The 17,958-nt window shown below is 42.8% G+C and carries 24 protein-coding genes; 20 read left to right on the top strand and 4 right to left on the bottom strand.

Translation table 11 applies throughout. The features are described from left to right. Positions 1–400 precede the first annotated feature (400 nt). The 5 genes from ACM0OP_RS20420 (at position 401) to ACM0OP_RS20440 (ending at position 4,761) form a co-directional block, all read left to right on the top strand. Positions 401–1,192 carry a ParA family protein gene (locus ACM0OP_RS20420; RefSeq protein ID WP_414530258.1) on the top strand — a complete coding sequence of 264 codons (792 nt, stop codon included), beginning with the start codon at positions 401–403 and terminating at the stop codon, positions 1,190–1,192. Positions 1,193–1,194: 2 nt separating this feature from the next. Continuing rightward, positions 1,195–2,313 carry a ParB/RepB/Spo0J family partition protein gene (locus ACM0OP_RS20425; RefSeq protein WP_414530259.1) on the top strand — a complete coding sequence of 373 codons (1,119 nt, stop codon included), beginning with the start codon at positions 1,195–1,197 and terminating at the stop codon, positions 2,311–2,313. A 28-nt stretch (positions 2,314–2,341) separates the two neighbouring features. Next, complete coding sequence (locus ACM0OP_RS20430) at positions 2,342–2,857, top strand: hypothetical protein (protein WP_414530260.1); 516 nt, start codon at positions 2,342–2,344, stop codon at positions 2,855–2,857. Between the two features lie 562 nt (positions 2,858–3,419). Then, a complete protein-coding gene (locus tag ACM0OP_RS20435; RefSeq protein ID WP_414530261.1) occupies positions 3,420–4,358 on the top strand; it encodes a ParM/StbA family protein in 939 nt (312 codons plus the stop codon). Positions 4,359–4,464: 106 nt separating this feature from the next. After that, the gene (locus tag ACM0OP_RS20440) at positions 4,465–4,761 is read left to right on the top strand and encodes a hypothetical protein (RefSeq protein ID WP_414530279.1); all 297 of its coding nucleotides are present in this window, start codon (positions 4,465–4,467) and stop codon (positions 4,759–4,761) included. Between the two features lie 40 nt (positions 4,762–4,801). Here the strand turns inward: ACM0OP_RS20440 and ACM0OP_RS20445 are convergent, their stop codons facing one another. Both ACM0OP_RS20445 and ACM0OP_RS20450 read right to left on the bottom strand, forming a co-directional pair. Beyond that, positions 4,802–5,848, bottom strand: a complete 1,047-nt coding sequence (locus tag ACM0OP_RS20445) for a plasmid pRiA4b ORF-3 family protein (protein WP_414530262.1) — start codon at positions 5,846–5,848, stop codon at positions 4,802–4,804. 200 nt (positions 5,849–6,048) lie between these two features. Beyond that, positions 6,049–6,444: an XRE family transcriptional regulator gene (locus tag ACM0OP_RS20450; protein WP_414530263.1), complete on the bottom strand. Its 396-nt coding sequence runs from the start codon at positions 6,442–6,444 to the stop codon at positions 6,049–6,051. 341 nt (positions 6,445–6,785) lie between these two features. Between ACM0OP_RS20450 and ACM0OP_RS20455 the strand changes: the two genes are divergently transcribed. Together ACM0OP_RS20455 and ACM0OP_RS20460 are read left to right on the top strand one after the other, a co-directional pair. Further along, positions 6,786–7,502, top strand: coding sequence for a winged helix-turn-helix transcriptional regulator (locus ACM0OP_RS20455; RefSeq protein ID WP_414530264.1), 717 nt, complete (start codon positions 6,786–6,788; stop codon positions 7,500–7,502). Further along, a complete protein-coding gene (locus ACM0OP_RS20460; RefSeq protein ID WP_414530265.1) occupies positions 7,499–7,981 on the top strand; it encodes a hypothetical protein in 483 nt (160 codons plus the stop codon). The genes ACM0OP_RS20455 and ACM0OP_RS20460 overlap by 4 nt, the downstream gene beginning before the upstream one ends. Positions 7,982–7,992: 11 nt before the next feature. Here the strand turns inward: ACM0OP_RS20460 and ACM0OP_RS20465 are convergent, their stop codons facing one another. After that, positions 7,993–8,931 (bottom strand): DNA cytosine methyltransferase, encoded by a 939-nt coding sequence (locus ACM0OP_RS20465; protein WP_414530266.1) that lies wholly within the window; start codon positions 8,929–8,931, stop codon positions 7,993–7,995. Between the two features lie 165 nt (positions 8,932–9,096). On the opposite strand from ACM0OP_RS20465, the gene ACM0OP_RS20470 reads away from it, so the two are divergent. Together ACM0OP_RS20470 and ACM0OP_RS20475 are read left to right on the top strand one after the other, a co-directional pair. Beyond that, positions 9,097–9,318 carry a hypothetical protein gene (locus tag ACM0OP_RS20470; protein ID WP_006198499.1) on the top strand — a complete coding sequence of 74 codons (222 nt, stop codon included), beginning with the start codon at positions 9,097–9,099 and terminating at the stop codon, positions 9,316–9,318. A 47-nt stretch (positions 9,319–9,365) separates the two neighbouring features. Next, positions 9,366–10,247, top strand: coding sequence for a hypothetical protein (locus ACM0OP_RS20475; RefSeq protein ID WP_414530267.1), 882 nt, complete (start codon positions 9,366–9,368; stop codon positions 10,245–10,247). A gap of 298 nt (positions 10,248–10,545) precedes the next feature. On the opposite strand, the gene ACM0OP_RS20480 is transcribed toward ACM0OP_RS20475, so the two are convergent. After that, complete coding sequence (locus tag ACM0OP_RS20480; protein WP_414530268.1) at positions 10,546–10,818, bottom strand: hypothetical protein; 273 nt, start codon at positions 10,816–10,818, stop codon at positions 10,546–10,548. Between the two features lie 338 nt (positions 10,819–11,156). Here ACM0OP_RS20480 and ACM0OP_RS20485 point away from each other — a divergent pair, with 338 nt between their 5' ends. From ACM0OP_RS20485 to ACM0OP_RS20535, 11 genes are all read left to right on the top strand, one after another. After that, positions 11,157–11,432, top strand: a complete 276-nt coding sequence (locus tag ACM0OP_RS20485; RefSeq protein ID WP_414530269.1) for a hypothetical protein — start codon at positions 11,157–11,159, stop codon at positions 11,430–11,432. A gap of 9 nt (positions 11,433–11,441) precedes the next feature. Next, positions 11,442–11,810 (top strand): hypothetical protein, encoded by a 369-nt coding sequence (locus tag ACM0OP_RS20490; RefSeq protein ID WP_414530270.1) that lies wholly within the window; start codon positions 11,442–11,444, stop codon positions 11,808–11,810. A 48-nt stretch (positions 11,811–11,858) separates the two neighbouring features. Further along, positions 11,859–12,047 carry a hypothetical protein gene (locus ACM0OP_RS20495; protein WP_414530271.1) on the top strand — a complete coding sequence of 63 codons (189 nt, stop codon included), beginning with the start codon at positions 11,859–11,861 and terminating at the stop codon, positions 12,045–12,047. A gap of 129 nt (positions 12,048–12,176) precedes the next feature. Next, positions 12,177–13,235 carry a hypothetical protein gene (locus tag ACM0OP_RS20500; protein ID WP_414530280.1) on the top strand — a complete coding sequence of 353 codons (1,059 nt, stop codon included), beginning with the start codon at positions 12,177–12,179 and terminating at the stop codon, positions 13,233–13,235. A gap of 61 nt (positions 13,236–13,296) precedes the next feature. Then, positions 13,297–13,734, top strand: coding sequence for a DUF1257 domain-containing protein (locus ACM0OP_RS20505; RefSeq protein WP_414530272.1), 438 nt, complete (start codon positions 13,297–13,299; stop codon positions 13,732–13,734). Position 13,735: 1 nt separating this feature from the next. Beyond that, positions 13,736–14,185: a DUF1257 domain-containing protein gene (locus ACM0OP_RS20510; protein WP_414530273.1), complete on the top strand. Its 450-nt coding sequence runs from the start codon at positions 13,736–13,738 to the stop codon at positions 14,183–14,185. Positions 14,186–14,187: 2 nt separating this feature from the next. Beyond that, positions 14,188–14,394 carry a DUF2997 domain-containing protein gene (locus ACM0OP_RS20515; RefSeq protein WP_414530274.1) on the top strand — a complete coding sequence of 69 codons (207 nt, stop codon included), beginning with the start codon at positions 14,188–14,190 and terminating at the stop codon, positions 14,392–14,394. A gap of 57 nt (positions 14,395–14,451) precedes the next feature. Continuing rightward, positions 14,452–14,610, top strand: a complete 159-nt coding sequence (locus tag ACM0OP_RS20520) for a hypothetical protein (protein WP_414530275.1) — start codon at positions 14,452–14,454, stop codon at positions 14,608–14,610. A 207-nt stretch (positions 14,611–14,817) separates the two neighbouring features. After that, complete coding sequence (locus tag ACM0OP_RS20525; protein ID WP_414530276.1) at positions 14,818–15,912, top strand: RRXRR domain-containing protein; 1,095 nt, start codon at positions 14,818–14,820, stop codon at positions 15,910–15,912. A 98-nt stretch (positions 15,913–16,010) separates the two neighbouring features. Continuing rightward, complete coding sequence (locus ACM0OP_RS20530; protein WP_414530277.1) at positions 16,011–17,627, top strand: AAA family ATPase; 1,617 nt, start codon at positions 16,011–16,013, stop codon at positions 17,625–17,627. 111 nt (positions 17,628–17,738) lie between these two features. Then, complete coding sequence (locus ACM0OP_RS20535) at positions 17,739–17,915, top strand: hypothetical protein (RefSeq protein ID WP_414530278.1); 177 nt, start codon at positions 17,739–17,741, stop codon at positions 17,913–17,915. Positions 17,916–17,958 lie beyond the last annotated feature (43 nt).

Raw genomic sequence — 17,958 nt, forward strand, 5'->3', positions numbered from 1 at the left:
TCCTCATAAAGTCCCCTCCCCTAGTAGTTTACTTCTACTTGTGTGTACACCGTAGATCCCTGACGGGAGTGCCTTGCACTCAGCGCGACCTAGTAATCGCTCTAAACACAGCTATGACCGCAGAGCTTTACAGCAATTTGCTATAAATTGTGTTCTAATCATCATAGTAGTTTTCTTGATCATCACAGATGTAGTATTTTAAAATCCGACATCAAAGCATCGTAAATTCAAAACCGAGGTCGATACCTCAAAGCCTTGCAGCAACAACTAAATTGCTCTGCTACTCACCCTCTGCTTTCAGTGCAGCCATAACCGCAGGACTGTACAGCACTTTGTTGTAACAGTGTACATTTTCCCAATTTCAATGTCGTATTTTAAAATCCGACAGAAAAATCATCTTATGAAGCAGATAGTTCTTTCACTTATAGCTAATGCCGGTGGTGTCGGCAAAACCACACTCAGCGTACACATTGCCTATGAAATGAGTCGCCTGGGCTTTGATGTCGCAATCATCGACTTAGATCCACAACGTTCTTTGGATGTATTTTGTGGATTACCTCCAGCTGAAGTAGAAACCACTTTAGTTAAAGTATTATCAAAAGATTTCCAAGGAGATTGGGATTTAATTTCGGTTTGGGAACAATCAAAAACTCAAGTGTGTCAGGGACATCCACTTTTAGCAGAAATAGCTAATGAATTAGTTATCCGCAAACGAGGAGAATATACACTAAGCGATCGCTTAAAAAAATACCCTTTGCCCCACAATCTAGTCATTTTGGATTGTCCCGCTACTTTAGGAATGTTAAATGTTAATGCTTTAGCTGCCTCAACCCATATATTAGTTCCCGTGCAATTGGAAATGAAAGCCATTTCTGGTTCAGCAGAATTAGTAGAGTGGTGTATTTCAACAGGTGATGAGTTACAGTTAGAACCTCGCCCACCGATTTTAGGATTTGTGCCAAGTATGTATGATGATACGGTGGCAATGCACAGACAATATTTAGAACAATTGCCAGAAATTGCCGAACATTTACATTTAAAGCTTTATCCTAAAGTTCGCAACTCAAACGAATTCAAAAATGCCAGCGCTCACGGCTTACCTTTACAAAAATACCGTCCCAAACATCCTGCCTGTAGAGATTTTCAGCAAATAACAGATGATTTAGCAGCTTTAATTCAGGAGAAGAAATAATCGTGGCATTACCTAAAATTGCTTACAAATTTAGCGGCGCAATCCAAAAAACAGAGCAAGAGCAAAAAGTTGCTGAACTGCAAGCTGAGATAGAAAGATTGAGAGCCGCCCAATCTCCAGATTTAGAAAATGAATTGCAAGAACTCCGAGAACAGCTGCAAAACCAATCAGGAGAAGTCCAAATTGATTTAACTCTCATCGAGCCTAATCCTGATCAACCTCGGCAAACAATTACACCAGAACTAATACAAGCCAAAGCACGGTTACTAAAAAAACATGGACAAATTTCAGCAGTAATTCTAGTACCACAAGGGAACGGTCGTTACACATTACTAGATGGACAACTCCGGACTGAAGCAGCTAAATTGCTGGGTTGGTCAACTATTCGTGCAGTCATAGCGGCAATGCCTAACGACTTAGACCAATCGGCATTACTAACTTTTCTTGGCTTTGAAGACTTGAATCCTTTAGATAAAGCAGAGGCAGTATTTAAAGAAGTAATTAAGTCAGCTGATTTGGAAATGGATGAAGTTACCACAATCTTAGGCACGGTGATTAAAAGAGTAGAGAGAGATGGCAACAGTAAGGAACTCACAAAGTTAACGGCTGTCAGCGCCGATGAACAACAACAAGGCTTAGAACTATTGGGGATTACGGGTAAAGAACAAAGTTTACTACGAGTACTATTAGAGTTGGGGTTAAATCCGAGTTCAGTAAAAGCTAATCTTATGCCAATGCTGTACCTGGCTCCAGATTTAAAACAAGCAATTAGGCAACAGGGACTCAAGGGCGCTCATGCTTTAGCGTTGGCAACTCTCTCTGCCAAGACACTAGACATATCAGAAACTCAAGCAGCCTCTGAACGGATGGCAACCACAGATGAAGTTTTAAAGAAAAATCTGACAGTAGCAGAAACTCGTGAACTGATTAAAAAAATTAAGACCAAGTATTTGAAGTCACAGAAACAAGAGTCAAAGGAAATAAAAACCATACTTCAAAAAGTTAATGGAATTTCTGAAGATTTACTTACCAAAGCTAGTAGTACACAACTTCAAGAAATGCGCTCTCTATTACAGGAGAAATTAGCAGAAATTGATAGAGTCATTGCTGTGACTGATTGATTCAGGAGATACCAATAATTTAGGAATCATGCAGAAGCTGACATTTCTACCATCTTTCATAACAGTACTAACAGCGCTCACACTTACCAGTTGTAGCATCGTGACTACTGAACAGTATGAAGCTACAGCGCTTACCAGTAATACCTGGCAAGTGAAATATGCCAATAACTTAACGAATGCACCACAGCCACGGATTGAAACCTTTGCAAATGCTTCAGTGTTAAATCAGAATGGATTAAAACCATCAGCAGCAGTTGTTGGGCCAGATGACCGGGGTTTGTGGTGGCCAACTGTGCCACAAAAACCAAGTGTAGATGAAGTGGAACAACGCAAAAAACCTCAAGAAGAGGCAGGTAAACCTGAATTGTTGAAAGATGTCAAATATCAACTGACCTATAAAGAGGGTGAGCAACAAAGAACACTACCCACCAACTATGAAGTTTACCGACAGGTGGTGAAAGCTTACCCGTCTCGAACACCTTTGGAATTGACTTTGGGCGTAAATGATAATTCAGTTGAAAAGGCTGAACCGATAGCCAAGTAAGGCTTACGCAATTTTTAACTTGTCGCTGTGTGACCAAATATTTAAGTTATTGCTTGATTAATTGCCTGATTTTCATAAATTTTTAGTTTTATTCTTTAAATTCACCAAAATGCATCGAATTTATGCTAATTAGACCCTCAAATGGGGCTTTTTTGTAGAGATTGCGATGTATTTTTTTGTTGTTTTGTTCATTATTGCTTTTTAAATGGTAGGCATTACCGCACCAAAACAGTGGTATGTAAAAATTACCAAAATCAGCCATAAAGGTACACTTAGGTGTTGCATAGGGGTTATATATACCCCAGAAAACAGATAAAATACAGATTTGGCTGTCGTTCAACTCCTATATGTACCCTACTAGGGTTTTATACAGGAGTCATTTAGGGTACACTTTGTTTAAACAATTTCAATTTGGGGTATATATAGGGGTTAATTAGGGGATAAATATACCATAACACGAAAATTGAAAATAATTTAAAATTTAGCACCTATATAGGGTATATATAGGTGATGCTTAGGGTCTTTTTGTACCCCACTGCTTTTTGTACCCCACTTAACCCCCATGCCCAACATTCACGCCTTACAAAAAATTTTTCCAGCAGGATTCGATAACGGTTACGGCAGCCTGAAACTTTTCGTTGATGGATTTGAAGTCGTTCGCATCCCCAGCTATATTTCCACCGCAGAGATGGAAGATGTTCCAGGAAGAATAATCTTAGACGGTGCTGCTTACACAGTAGGAGAATCTGCGTTTCGTACAGGTTATCATTTTGATCGCAACACTGACCACAACGAAAACAAAATTAAAAATGCGCTGTTGATGTTACTCGGTGGATTAGCACATCTGCCACATCGTAAAGCTTGGCATTTAAAATTAGTCGTCAGCTTACATGACATCGGACTAGCAGAAGATTTAGTGCAAGAACTCAACGGAGAATATCAACCAATCCTGGCAGGGAAAAAATCAGATGTCACCATAGAAATTCTCAAAGTTGTCCCAGAAGGAATGGGTGCATTGTTTGGGCAGCCGCTTCCCCCCAAGCTCACCGTCCTAGATTTTGGTAATGGCACTACACTTTATTCTCGTTACAACCAAGGAAAGCGAGAAGTTCATACCCCCTACCCCGCAGGTGTAGAAGTTCTCATCGAAGACATTGCCGAAAAAATGAAACGTCTCAACGGCGGGAAAATCGGAAACGCCTCCCAGATTCGATTTTGTTTGGAAGGAGGACATACCAGATACAGTCGTGACATAGACATCAAAGAGATATACAGCATTTGTCTGAAAGATTGGTATGAGAAATTCTTAAAAAAACCCGTAGGTCTGACACTAGATGCCAAACACCAGGGAGATGAAATTTGGGCAATTGGTGGAGGCTGCTTGTTACCTGGATTTAAGAAGCTATTAGAGAAGAACGGGTTCAAAATTCTGGACAATCCCGTAGAAGCTAATGCTTGTGGATTGCTGGAGATGGCAAAAGCCATGATGAACAAGATGTAGCCCTCCTGATTGACCTTTTTTGAATTGATTTGACCGCCCCTGGCTTGAGCTATGGGGTAACGATGCGCGAATTTTGAATCAACAAATTTGAATGGGAACGAAGCCAATGACCCCGGAAAAAGTTCGGATTAAAGATAGCTACCGAGAACGTATATTTGCCGAATCACAGCAATTAGATAAAAGTTACCTAGAGACGCTTTACTTTATTATTGATTGCTATTTTGCTTTCAAAAAGGGTGTATTCCCCACACAACAAGTAGTTACACAAGTTACACATACCCCAACTTCCAACCCGATTGCGACAAATCCCAGTCCACAAGACCAGCCCTCTGCAACTCCATCACCACCGGAAAATCCCAAAGATTCTGATGGCGAAACATTCATCCTGGATTTTGATTTATAGCTGTGATGTCTTGGTGTGGCTCAACTGTAATCTTTTTTTGTTAATCAAAATCTGGATATTGAGGAGGGCTAGCCCCAACCCGCTCGGTGATTTTAGGATACTTGCCCGATGGAGCCTTGTCTGCGATATTGGTGACATTAATCTGATGCCACCAATCATCACCAAAATCAAACCAGTAACCAAAAGCGTCATCAATAGATAAGCCCAGGGAAGCAATTGGGGTACTAGATACCTCCCCCGTAGGAGCTTCTGTAAAATCGGAACTGGAAAATGCTTGTTTCAACCCATACCGTCTTGCATTAGGGTCTTGTGGTCCGCACCCTCCCACCTGAAATTCGTACATATGCTCATCTTTGCGATCAAATGCCTTAAAGATAATTTTATGGAGGTCTTCCAGGGTGTTGCTGCCTTTAATCTCAATAGTTCGGGATATTACTGGATTTTTAGCTATAAATCTCTCCGTGATCGGACCGTCAATTAAAAACACATCTAGTACATACAAGGTATCGGGAGAAGAGTTAACTGGTTTATTTTGATCAGGTGATGTTTGTTCCTCATCAATATTTTCTGGGTTGCTATCAGCCGGAATATAAGGAATAAAACCCCGTGCGTATGCTTCTTCCTGTATTTCTCGGCGGACAGACCTGGCATCCAAGATAAATCCATCCACAGAAATCATCCAAGCCATCGGATTTTTATCTAACTTACTCGGCAGACACCAATTAGGGTCCATCTGCCGCGTACCCAGGATATCTCGGACTTGTTTCGATTTCGATTGCCCAGTGCTGGAACTGACACCAAACCAATCGTAGATTTCCTTGGCACTAACATGGGGTTTTTGTGAAGAGTCGAAGAGAAAATTGACCATACCAATAGCATGGGTAATACCGCAAGCCCAAGTTTTCTCCTTACCACTTGCCAGGGGAGATGGTCTCTTCCGACACAAAGCTGCTGTTGCAAAGCGAATCAACTGGGCATATTCATCGTTCAAGCATTGTTTGGCAAAATCATCCGTTATCCCGACAATTGCATGGAACTTTTCCTGCATCGTATTGGGAACGTTTTCTGATTTCTTAGTTTTAGCCATGCTGATTACCCCGATTTAGCTTACCCACATCTAGTTTTTTCGGATTTCATCCTTCTATAACTATCTATACTATAGGTTTAACTGTGGAACGAATACGGGAGAGGGAAATAATAACATAATTCTCCCCACCTCTGCTAAAGTGAGATATTCCCCCATCCTGTACTGCTAATGTGGATTTCGCACAGGCGTTGCTCCCTGGTTTATACTGCGATCGCACTCTCTAATCCTGGGTTATGACTGCCAGAAATCGGCTGATTTTGCATCATTTTCTTCCACTTGCGACCAATTGCTAATAAAGCTGCTTCCATTTCTTCCTCATCAGCAGCTTCAATCATTTTTATCAAGCTTTTACTGCTATTTTCTGTTTCTCCTAATTGTTCTCCAGCTAAAAGCTCACAGAAATAATGCTTAGAGCCAGGCGAAAGCTGATCCATTCCTTCCAATAAAGCTGTAAAAGTCTCCTGGCTAACCCATTTTTTCCCATTGCGAAATTCTGATAGGTGAGTGGGGCTGATTCCTACAATACCAGCCAACTCCTTGCCTTGAACACTGTACCGATCCATTGCCCTTTTAAATAGCTGGTAAATCTGAGCCATAAAGTTTTGTTGCTTTTTAATTTAGCTGTGAGTATATTTTATGTGCTAATTTAGCTATGAGTTAAATTTAATAAAGCTAAGAGTTTAATTCAAATTTTATCCAAAACAGACAGCCCCGACAAGTAACTTGTCAGGGCTATTCAAACCTACAAAGATAATATGACAATTCGCAATCTTTCACAAACGTCGAAAGACGGAATTTTGGCGACTCAACGTGTTGCAGTTGTAACCAGAAGGGGGCAACTGTGAAAATTGACGGTAAATTTTACCCATTACAACATTCCGAATGGGTCAAAATCTGCAAAAGCCTTACAAAGTCTCAAATAAGCATTCTCTATTACTTGAGATCACTTGATCCGTATGGCAATGGCATCAGAATAAGAGCCACCAAAATTGCCGAGGACTTAGGAATTAGTAAACGAGCTGTCAACGCAGCGATCGCAGTCTTAGAAGAAAAAGGTTACATTAACCTAGAAGATATTGAGTATTCAGTAAAAGTTTCTGCTAGAGGGTGTCTATGTGACACTTTATCAACTGTCACAAAAGTGAGAAGAGAATTTCCCACCTGGGAAGAGGATTTCCCACCTGAGAACGGAATTTCCCACCTGGGAACAGAAATTCCCACCTGGGAACAGAAATTCCCACCTGAGAACGGAATTTCCCACTTGCAGCCTGAAACCCTTGTCAAACAAGAATCTCAAGACTCTAATATTAATAAGACTTATTCAGACTTTATAGACTCTCTCTCAGAAAGGGAGAAAGAGAGTTTTTTAGATTTTGGTAAGAAGAAAGCAGCCCAGTTACCCAAAAGGCCTGAACTTCCACTTAAATGGATTGAGAAGAACTTTAACGAGTTGCGATCGCAGTGGGAAAAACTTCGGGGTGTGGTTCGTGGTTCCAAATGGGAAACTCATCCCTGCCGCCAGGAGTGGATAGATAAAATTCGCTCCCTTGGGTTCGCGGGGTTCATTTTTGAAGATGGCAATTTAGATAAGCAGCGCAAGGAATTTTATCAGTGGGCTAACTCTCACAACTTAATTTGGGGGGATAAAACATGAAATTACCTGAACTTCCCCCAGAACCAATCCGCAATGAAGACCAGCCGGGATATCAAAAAGAAGTTTGGCAACCGTCCTGGCGCTGCTTCTGCTGCGAAGATACGGGAATTGTCAGATCCAGACTGGCAGCTATGGTAATTCGTGGCTACAACTCCAACCGCGATCGCTTGCCGATTTGTCAAGCTCCAGGCTGTAACGCTGGTGTGAACTGGCTACACCTAGAGGGAAACATAGACATGAGGCTGACGGCGGCAATTTGTCAGGAATTAGACCGGATTAGCCGTGAAGATTGGCGACAGTCTACACAGCAAAAGTTCATCAACATCCAAGCTTTATCTAAAAAGTTGGCGATGTCAGGAGGTTGCGATCGGACAGAGCAAGATAACCGCGAGGTGCAAGGGCGAAAAGCTGAAGTTGAGGCAATCAGCCCTGGAAAATGGGCAGCTATGAGAAATGCATATTTGGGGGTTGATGAGTAAAATTATTCATGCTACTGCTCCAGTTGTTGTTGTATATGTGTGAATAATTGACTCGCAAAACTAGGCGGGACAGAATAGCCGATGATTGATCCAGCAGTGGCAGATTGGGGAGGAAACTTGTACCAAGCCGGGAACCCTTGCAAGATAGCTGCTGCTTGGATAGACAAGGACTTGACAGTGCTATCAAGCAACCAAATATCAGCGAATTTGTTCCGGTTGCAGCCTTTGTGGTCGGTGAAGTGGGAGCGCAGTATGGTATTTGCTGGCAGAGATCCCGGTTTGTATTTAGATAATTTGCGTCCTCCAACCCGTTCAATCAAAAGTGGTGCGGGTTCATTAGTTGCAAGAAACTGGTTCAAAGATTGCTGTTGTCTGGGCAGTAGTTGTGAGTCGGGCATGGTCGGGATAACGTGAGCGTTAGCGGAGCTTAACGAAGTTATCGTGCTATACCAACCAACTAGTTTAGATGTGGGTGGTAGCGTGAGGGTGATACCAAAGCAGGCCACCAAGACTAAACGTTTTCGCGCCTGGGGCAGTCCGTAATCAGCCATGTTGACGAGGCTGTAATTGACGTTGTAGCCCAGCGATTCGAGAGTGTTCAGAATAATGGTGAAACTCTGGCTACTGAGATAGCGCGGAACATTTTCGAGAGTGAATACCCGTGGCCGCAACTGTTGAATAGCTGCTGCTACTGCTTGAGCAGCTGATAGATCCCAGGCTTGTACACAAGCATAAAGAGGTAAATCACGTCTACGTTTGTTATCTAATGCCCAATGTGCATTAGCAATTGTTAAGTTTTGGCGTTCTTTAGCCTGGGTTGAATCCATGTTTGGAGGGATGGGAAAATCCAGCGTAAAAGCTACATCAGCGATTTGTGATTGTAGTTCTAGGACATCTTTAGGGTGGATTATTTCAACTTCATCTCCCTTCTTAATTTCGATGATTCCCAATTTCCTTTTTGCACAAATAGTTACGCCTTCAAAAGGCGATCGCTAAGTTTGCGAAACTGGGGCGCTCGTCTTTTGTTTTTGCTGCATTTAATCTATCAAAGATATACACACATCTGCAAGTATGTATATAATTAAATTTGGTTGAATATATGTGTAGGTGTTGATATGGTTAAAACGCTAGTGGCAAAAGATTATCGAGTTAAGCCAGGAACATGGGGCGAAAGCAAGCAACGGGTTCAAATCATGTTGACCCCGACAGCGATTGAGCTTGTTGATGCTGTAGCTGAAAAAATGGAACTAACTAGAGCAGAAGTAATCGAGAGGTTGATTCGTTCTCAATGTCTTCACGTCGAAACTTTAAAAGAGATTGTAGGAGATGATAACTAAAAATCCTTTTAATACTCGTCAACTACTGTTCAGCTAGAGGTGGAAATATGAACAAACCCCCCTCGAAGCGTAAAAAAGTCACCTCCCCAACTCCAAAGAATCCAGATGTACTGTCCCAGGATCATCAGGATTTAGTGACTATTGAGGTGACGGCTGTAGAAGTGGAGGAATTGACCGAGGAAGAACAGCGCGACCGCTTGCACTTGGAACGGAAAGTGGAGAGGGCATTCTATGAAGCTGGGAAAGCTTTGATGGAGTTGCGAGACAGGCGGCTCTACCGTTCAACTCACCGGACATTTGAGGAATATTGCCAGGATAGGTTTGGTCACAGTCGCCGTCAGTCTTATTTATTGATGGATGCGGCTGATGTATTTGATAACTTGCTAGAAAAATGTGATCCATTGGATCACATTCTGCCGACGAATGAGCGTCAAGTCCGCCCCCTCACAAAGCTAGAACCGCAGGAACAGCAATTCGTATGGCAGACCGCAGTAGAGGAAGCTGGCGGTAAAGTGCCAAGTGGCAGAATGGTGAAAGATTTAGTGCAGCGCATTATGGAAAGGACGAAAGTCCCCAATACTTATCAAGTTGGCGAAGTCTGTCAAATTTTAGTTAAAGACAATGCTGATTTACGGGGCAAAGGTGGGTGTTGGGCAATTGTCAGTGCAGTAAACGAGTTTAGTTGTACTGTGAAAATGTGGAATGGGGAGTATACTGTTGGGTTGCAGTACCTGAAATCTTATGACTATCTACCGCAGGACTGTGAGCAGATGCAGTGCTTGTGCGATCGCATTAGTCGGGTGTATTCTGTTTCGCTGGAAGAATCGGTGCTGAGGTTTCTGGACTCGTTGGGGAAGTTGAAGCGTACTTATTTGACGGCTTTGGAGGAGAAATTGTTGAGTGTTATCGAGTTGGAAACTACGATTTAGCGGGCGAGTATCAATAACTTAATCCCCCAGAGGGGATGGAAATTGAGTAAAATATTTAACAATACTTATATAGAACCCATTTGACATCTTTTACTGTCATGGAGTAAAGTAACTGGAAAAGTCGTCATATCAAATTTAACTGCTCAACCTCAGCCCCCTCCAAACACTCCGCCTTGAGCTTAAAGAAACACACATACCAGCGATCGCACATCACCCGATCAATCCCATGCGGCTGCTTGTTGTCGAAAGCAATGCAATCGCCTTCCTCCAACCAGTACGGTTCCATCCTGCGAGTATCCTAACAGTCGGAGACTGAGAACTTCGCCCGACCAGATATGTTAATTTGCGCTGCACCAGAAGCATAAGCGGGGTAAAAAAGTACGAGTGCTTGGTGAAAATCCGGCAGCAACTTCTCGCCCAAAGCCTCAATCACCTCTGCACCAGCGTAACGCCCTGGCTCAATCACCTTCACTTTAGCCTTCCTACCGGACTTGGCACCAGTTAAACTAACGAACCGCCGCAGATGCAGTTCCAAACGACCATCGGCATATTGCGACACTGAGGGGAACATTTGCGACTTGATGGACTTGCACCAGTTCTGAATATGTGCCAACTCCTCACCCTCCAGTTTGCCCAGGCGTGTAATCAGTTGGCTTGGTTCAGTTTGTGGAACTGGAACCTCAGTCGTCGCATTTTTTTCATCGGCAGCGACCGCAGCACTAGCCAAAGAAAGTGCTGAAGGCTCCGGAGCGTTGTTGGAGTGTCTTGCCCTGGAAGGAGAATTTGAACCGTGGCAATATTTTGTAGTAAGGAAAGTAATTCTTTATGAGACTGAGATACAAAAATTAATTGCCACTTAAATCCTGAATTATGCTACGCAAAAACTAAGGGAAATAAAGATTCAAAATCATGACTAATAACGTGGTAATTGTTCCTCCCTCTACTAAAAGTCTATCCGAGTTTGCTGATTTATTGGACATTGAAAAAATCCTGAAAATTGATAGTGTTTTACCTTGGCTATTAGCAAACGGATTCGACTACGAAGATGCGTATGTTTATGCAGAAGTCATTGATGAATGTACAAGTATCGACCAAGTGTACGATTCAGATTTGGTAAATTTTCATAGTTTATCAGATGTAGAAAAATCCAAAATGGAGCGAATTTTGAAAGTATTCTTTTTGTAGGTAATATCAATGAAACTGAGCTACGACCAAAAAACGGGTAAATTTATTGTGTCAGAATTAGGACGCATCATAGATTACGATAGTGATTTGGAGAGAATTGGTGTGAGATATGGATTTATTTCTCCAATAAAATTAAAGGAAGCACTATTGGGGAAAAAGACGGCATTATTCATTCCGATACATTGGAATGATGGGCATAATCCTTCAGTGGATAAGTTAAGAGTTCAGAGAAATTTTGTCCCGATTGAAGAATGTAATCTTGACCCTTACGAAGTTCATCCTTCCATAAAAGCCACCGACATAGATAATTGTCCTACAGAAGCCATCATTGCGATGAACGAGGATAACGGAGTGTTAGTCGCTGTTTTAAGCAAGTAATCATCAATAACGCTATGCGAAAATCAACGAGATTTCAGTGATTAGTTAATGCCCAAACACAAACCAAAGCTTGTGAAACGTCCCATTAAGCTACAAAAAAATGGCACAAACAAGATAATTTATCGTGCTATTAGAGATATCCACCAACTAAAAAATAATCATCAGCTTGGGACAGCAACAATCAATTATCAATCCCAAATAGTTCGTAATCAAGGGACTTATTGGGTAATTGTTTAGCTGCATTCGGATTCTGGCGTTTAAGTGAAAGCTGGTTTTAGTCTGTGCAGATACAAATTTCGCGTAGTTGCTCAACTATGAACGCTACGCGAAATTTGAATGAAAATAATTAATTACCAACTAACTAAAATGGTACAAGCAATTGCAAATGAAGCATTTCTGAATGATGCTGTAATTGAACGTTACAACTTTTCTAAACTCAATAAAACTCGGATTCGGCTGACGATAAAGCTGAAGAAAACCACGAAAAGCAATTCGCCTCGTTGGACTGATGTTCTGAAGGCTGAAGGTGAAGAATCAGACTTAATCAAAGTTAAATCTTCCGAAGTAGGTTTGCGAGGTATAAAAGTATTCAAAGCTTTGGACGAAGCAGCATCTCAATTGCGACAGGAAATTGCTTCTGTTCAGGAGTGGATGAATTATGACAACGGCGACTGGATTTGTCCGATTGACCTCGCACCTCTGGTATGGAGTCAGTTGCTCAATATTCGGGATGTAATTGCGCCAACACTCCGCGATGGACTCAAAGAGTCATACACAGAGGGATTGGCTGATTACCAAGAGCGTATCGAAAGCTTCATATCTTTGAATGTGTGGGAATTGCCTCAAGACAAACAAGAAGAAGTCAAAGCCAACTTACTCAAGGCATTCCCCATTTTGCCTGAGTTAGAGGATTATTTGCAAGTTGTTATTGGTCGTCCGGTGATTATCCCGGCTTTGTCTGAGCAGTTGAACCAACAACAATCTGAGTGCTTGCAACAAATTACTCAGTTTATCCAGCAGTACGACCAAAACCTGGAGGAACGGTTGCGGGAGTCTGCGATCGCCGGTGGAGAACAATTAGCATCCCAGTTGCTGGAGGAATTGGCTGATTGGGAACCGGGACGTAAGCCCGTGCAGTTCAAACGCAAGATGGAGAAACATCTTCAGAAAGTGCGGGTGCTGCTGGCGAATGCTAGTCCGGAAGCGGGCGGTAGTTTGCAAGAGATGATGCAGCATCTGGACTCCATTGTGAGTGATGAAGCGATTACCCAAAAGAATCTAGGTTTAGAAGGGCGATCGCAACTCCAGGCGAAAGTGGATGCAATTTATTCCAAGTTGCTAGAGGAGCAGCGCAATTTGCAACAGTTAGCAAGCGGTGACGTTGGATTAACTCAAGCCACAGTTAAATCTTTTAAGTTCCGTTAGAAAAAGCGATGCCCTGAGAATTTCGGGGCATTGCACTAATGCTAGTATTTCAGGTTTCATAATGTCACATTTCTCAAAAATCGCAGTTAAATTTAAAGACAAATCCTGTTTAGTCGAAGCATTGCAACGGTTTGGGTTCTTTCCTATGCTTCACCACAAGCCAGTAAATCTGTACGGCTGGCATGGAGACAAGCGAGAACAAGTTGCTCATGTTGTCGTACCCCGAAACCAAATTTCTAGCCTGAGCAACGACTTGGGGTTTTACTGGAACGGGACTGAGTACGAGTGCCTGATCAGCGAATACGACCAAGGCGCAGGAATAGCACAAGCAGGGCAAGGACTTGGTGCGAATTTTCTTCCCAAGTTGCAACAAGAATACATCAATTTATACCTCCCAAAACTTGCTACGCAATTGGGTGGTGAAGTGGTAGCAACCGCAACTAAGGTGTCTGTTACCACTGTTCGCGTTTCATTACCAACTGAAACAGTTAGGAGATAAAATGTCACATTTCTCAACAGTAAAAACTCGATTAGTCAATCGTGAGTGTCTAGTTCAAGCCTTACAGGATTTAAAACTCAAACCCCAAGTCCATGAAACAGCACAGCCGTTGACTGGCTACTACGGGGATTCGCAAGGGCAGAGTGCGGAAATCATAGTGTCTGGTTGCACAATTAAAGCCCGTGCAGACATTGGTTTTCGGTGGAACTCAAATTCTGAAGTGTATGACGTAATTCATGACGAGTACGAAACTTCTCCCCGACTTGGTGAAAACTTCTTCAGCCACCAGTTAATGCAAACTTACGGCAAACGAATGGTTTTAGCCAAAGCTCAAGAATTACGCGAGAAATTTGGCGAATGTTCCATAGAAGAAACCACAAAAGGGTCAGTACAAACAATGCGATTGACCTTTGCCGGACATCAAGAAGTTAAACAGTACGCACGGAGATAAAAATGGAACGTTCTATACTGATACATTTTGACAAAAAGACTGGTGAAGTTCGAGTAGAGGCTGAGGGTTTTGAAGGGTTAAGTTGCCTGGAAGCGACCCAGCCGTTCGAGGAAGCATTGGGAGTTGTGGGCGATCGCACTTTCAAAGATGAAGCTCAAACCGAACAGCTTAGAACTAATTCTAATCATCAAACTCGTTTAAGACAATAACAAAAAGGGGGGATTAAGTTCCCCCAATCGATTATGGAATTACCGAAAGAATACGCAATGCTTCATATTTACGCCGCTACTAAAGCCCAAGAAGCAATCGTAATCAAAGGCAATAGAGAGGGGTTGTGTGTATTGATTAATGCTTTAGTTTCAGCTGTTGCCTTTAGTGATGGAACTGCGGAGATTTTTGACGGCGATGCCGAACTTCTTCACTAACCTCACCCTAGAAGTGTGAGGATTGCCCAAACCAATTTGGGGGACGTAAGAAGTGAATACCGCATTGAGACAAGGCTTGGAACACACGGCTAAATGCTTCCCTAGTTTAGCCCTCTGTAATTCTGATTGGTTCAGAAGTTGGGTAAAGCTAAGACATCTTAGCCTTGTTGCGGGAAGGGACTAAAACAAGTAATTGGGTTATACCAAATGCGAGTACCAGTAGTAGACAAAAACCACCAACCATTAATGCCAACAACTGAGGCCAGAGCAAGAAAATGGATAGAAAAAGGTAAAGCTAAAAAATTCTGGTCAGACTGTGGGCAGTTCTATGTTCAATTATTAGTAGAACCATCTGGATACAACACCCAGAATATTGTTATCGGGATTGACCCAGGCAAAAAGTTTTCTGGCATTGGTGTACAGTCTGCCAAGTTCACTTTGTACACAGCACATTTGATTTTGCCATTTTCAACAGTGCGTGACCGCATGGACGCAAGACGTTTAATGCGTCGTGGTCGTAGGGGGAGAAGAATTAACCGTAAGGTCAGTTTTTCTAAACGCGCACACCGTCAGAAACGCTTTGATAATCGTCGCCAAGGTAAACTCGCGCCTTCAATCCGTGCTAATCGTCAACTAGAATTGAGAATTGTTTGTGAGCTATGTAAAATCTATCCAATCTCGGAAATTCGTTACGAGTACGTTAGGGCAGACGTAGACCTCACCAGTGGACGCAAAAAAGCCAGAAGTGGTAAAGGTTTCTCTGCTGTAATGGTTGGGCAGGTGTGGATGCTAAAGCAGTTAGCACAGTTTGTCCCAGTCGTTAAAGTTGAAGGCTATCAAACTGCATCGACTCGTAAATATTTGGGGTTAACCAAAAACAAGTCAGATAAATCTCAGTCTGAGTTTAATACTCATGCCGTTGACGGTGTGGCTATCGCAGCTTCGCACTTTGTTGAATATCGCCAGTACCACACAACCAAAGTCGATGGTGGTGATTGGTTTGGTAATGTCGTGATTACGTCTGCACCATTTAAAGTAGTTCGTCGTCCTCCCTATTCTCGTCGCCAACTGCACTTGATGGTTCCAGCAAAGGGTGGGCTGCGGCGTAAATATGGCGGATCTACAACTCGTCACTCCTTACGCAAGGGTGACTTGGTTGAATCTCCAAAAGGTATCGGCTATGTGTCAGGAGACACCGAAAAACAAGTATCTGTCAGCAATACAAGTTGGAAACGACTTGGGCAGATTGCTTCTAGTAAAGTGCGGTTAATTCGTCGTTCCAACGGGTTAATTGTTGCCTAGAAGATATTCGTAAAGCCGTCCTTCGTTTCGCTAAAGGACGGGGTTTCAGACCCAGGATTTTGATGAACTCTCACCAGTACCGTATAAAGATTTACAAGATGAACTTAAATAATATCTTTGCCACTCTAGATTCTCAAATTCCAATTGTGGCTCTTGAAGTTCTTGCACCAGAAGAAGCGACAATCATCCAATGGCTAACAACCCAAGCTAAGGAAAAGCTTGAGAGTCCGGTGTTCTTCTGGAATTTGGGAGTTTCGAGCCTAGAGCAATGTCTGATAGCTGAGGACGGTGGACTAGTATTTAAGCCAGTCCCAGAGTACAAGCGTCCTGCTCATGCTGACCCGTTGTTGTACATCTTTGAGTACATTAACAATTTTGATGGCGTAGGTGTTTTCATCCTGGGTGATGTCCATCCGTTTGTGGGCAAGAACTCGCCGCAAATGAGTTGGGAAATTCTCACACGCACAAAAAACCTCTACCACCGACTCAAACCCACGGAAAAACGCATCATCTTTCTGGGTCAAAATATTGAACTACACGATTCTCTAGTGCGGCTGATTCCGTTCGCAGAAGTACCATTGCCGACTATCGAGCAAGTCCAGGAGCATTTGGAATCGTACTTGCAGTATTTAAAGGAATCAGCTTCTGAGCAAGAAGTTTCATTCCGAATTTTACTTTCAGACGACAACAAAGAAACTCTTGCCAGGGCAGCTTTAGGGTTAACCTTGGAGGAAATCAGTGACTTTCTGAGGCTCACGGTTAAAGAGAGTTTGAGCAGCGCTGGTATTACGATTGATGGGAGTGTCATCGCCAAAGTGGTCGAGTACAAAACCCGGCTGCTCTCCCAAATGGGGATTGAGTTGGGTAAACCTGCAACAATTCCATTTGGTGGATTAGACCTGTTGCGAGAGTGGTTACAACGGCGGCGGCGGTTATTCACACAAGAAGCGCGATCGCTCAATTTACCCCAGCCTAAAGGTGTCTTATTAGCGGGTCCACCGGGAACGGGTAAATCGATTTGTGCCAAAAACATTGCCAATATCCTCAATCTACCTCTACTCCAGCTTGATATTGCATCAATGCTTGGTTCTTTGGTTGGGGAATCTGAGGGCAATGTCCGCCGCGCACTCAAGACTGCCGAAGCGATCGCACCGTGCGTTTTGTGGGTTGACGAAATTGAGAAAGCCTTGTCAGGACAGGGTGACTCTAGCGGAGTTTCACAGCGAATCCTGGGAAATATCCTCACATTCATGAGTGAGTGTACATCTGGGGTCTTCGTTGTCGCTACCTGTAACGACCCATCAGCACTACCTTCGGAACTCAAGCGAAAGGGTAGATTTGATGAGAACTTCTTTGTTGATTTACCGAGTGAGCCTGAGAGAGCGCAGATTCTCAAGATTCATCTGCAACGATTTGGCATCAGTGTCGAGGATGAATATTTGGAGGCGATCGCTAACAATACTAACAAATTTTCCGGTGCTGAACTGGAAACTCTAGCATCTGAAGCGGCACTACTGGCATTTGATCAGGGACGACCGCAACAGGTCACTTTGGGTGATTTAGAGGCTTGTCGGCAAACCATAACACCTTTAGCTGTCCAAGATGCTGCTTCTGTAGAACGAATGCAAACTTGGGCGAAAACTGCTAGGGCTGCTTCTAGTGGTGTGCCGACAAAGGCTAAGTCTTTACCTACTTCTCGTTTTAATTTGAATTAATTAAGTAATCGCCTCTGCAATTTAGTGGGGGCGGTTGCTTAATTTTTTTTGGGTGATGTTTTCAGAAGAAACGCTACGCGCAAACCAATGAAAAATAATTAGGAGAGTCCAATGCAACCCCGTCAAGACCGGATAGATAAAGATAACCCACAATATACATTCATTCCAGAGATTGAGCATACAACCCAACAAATAGAAGCAAATAATAAACTTGCAGAAATTTTGAACCCACATTCCGCACCCTTAGCTGTCACACAGGTAAATTACGGAAACAACAAAGAAAAATGAGGCTAAAAAATCACATATTAGCGAAAAAATACATTGGCGAAAA

Origin of the sequence: Nodularia chucula CCY0103 (genome assembly GCF_963923915.1) — a bacterium.
In the GTDB taxonomy this organism is placed as follows: domain Bacteria; phylum Cyanobacteriota; class Cyanobacteriia; order Cyanobacteriales; family Nostocaceae; genus Nodularia; species Nodularia chucula.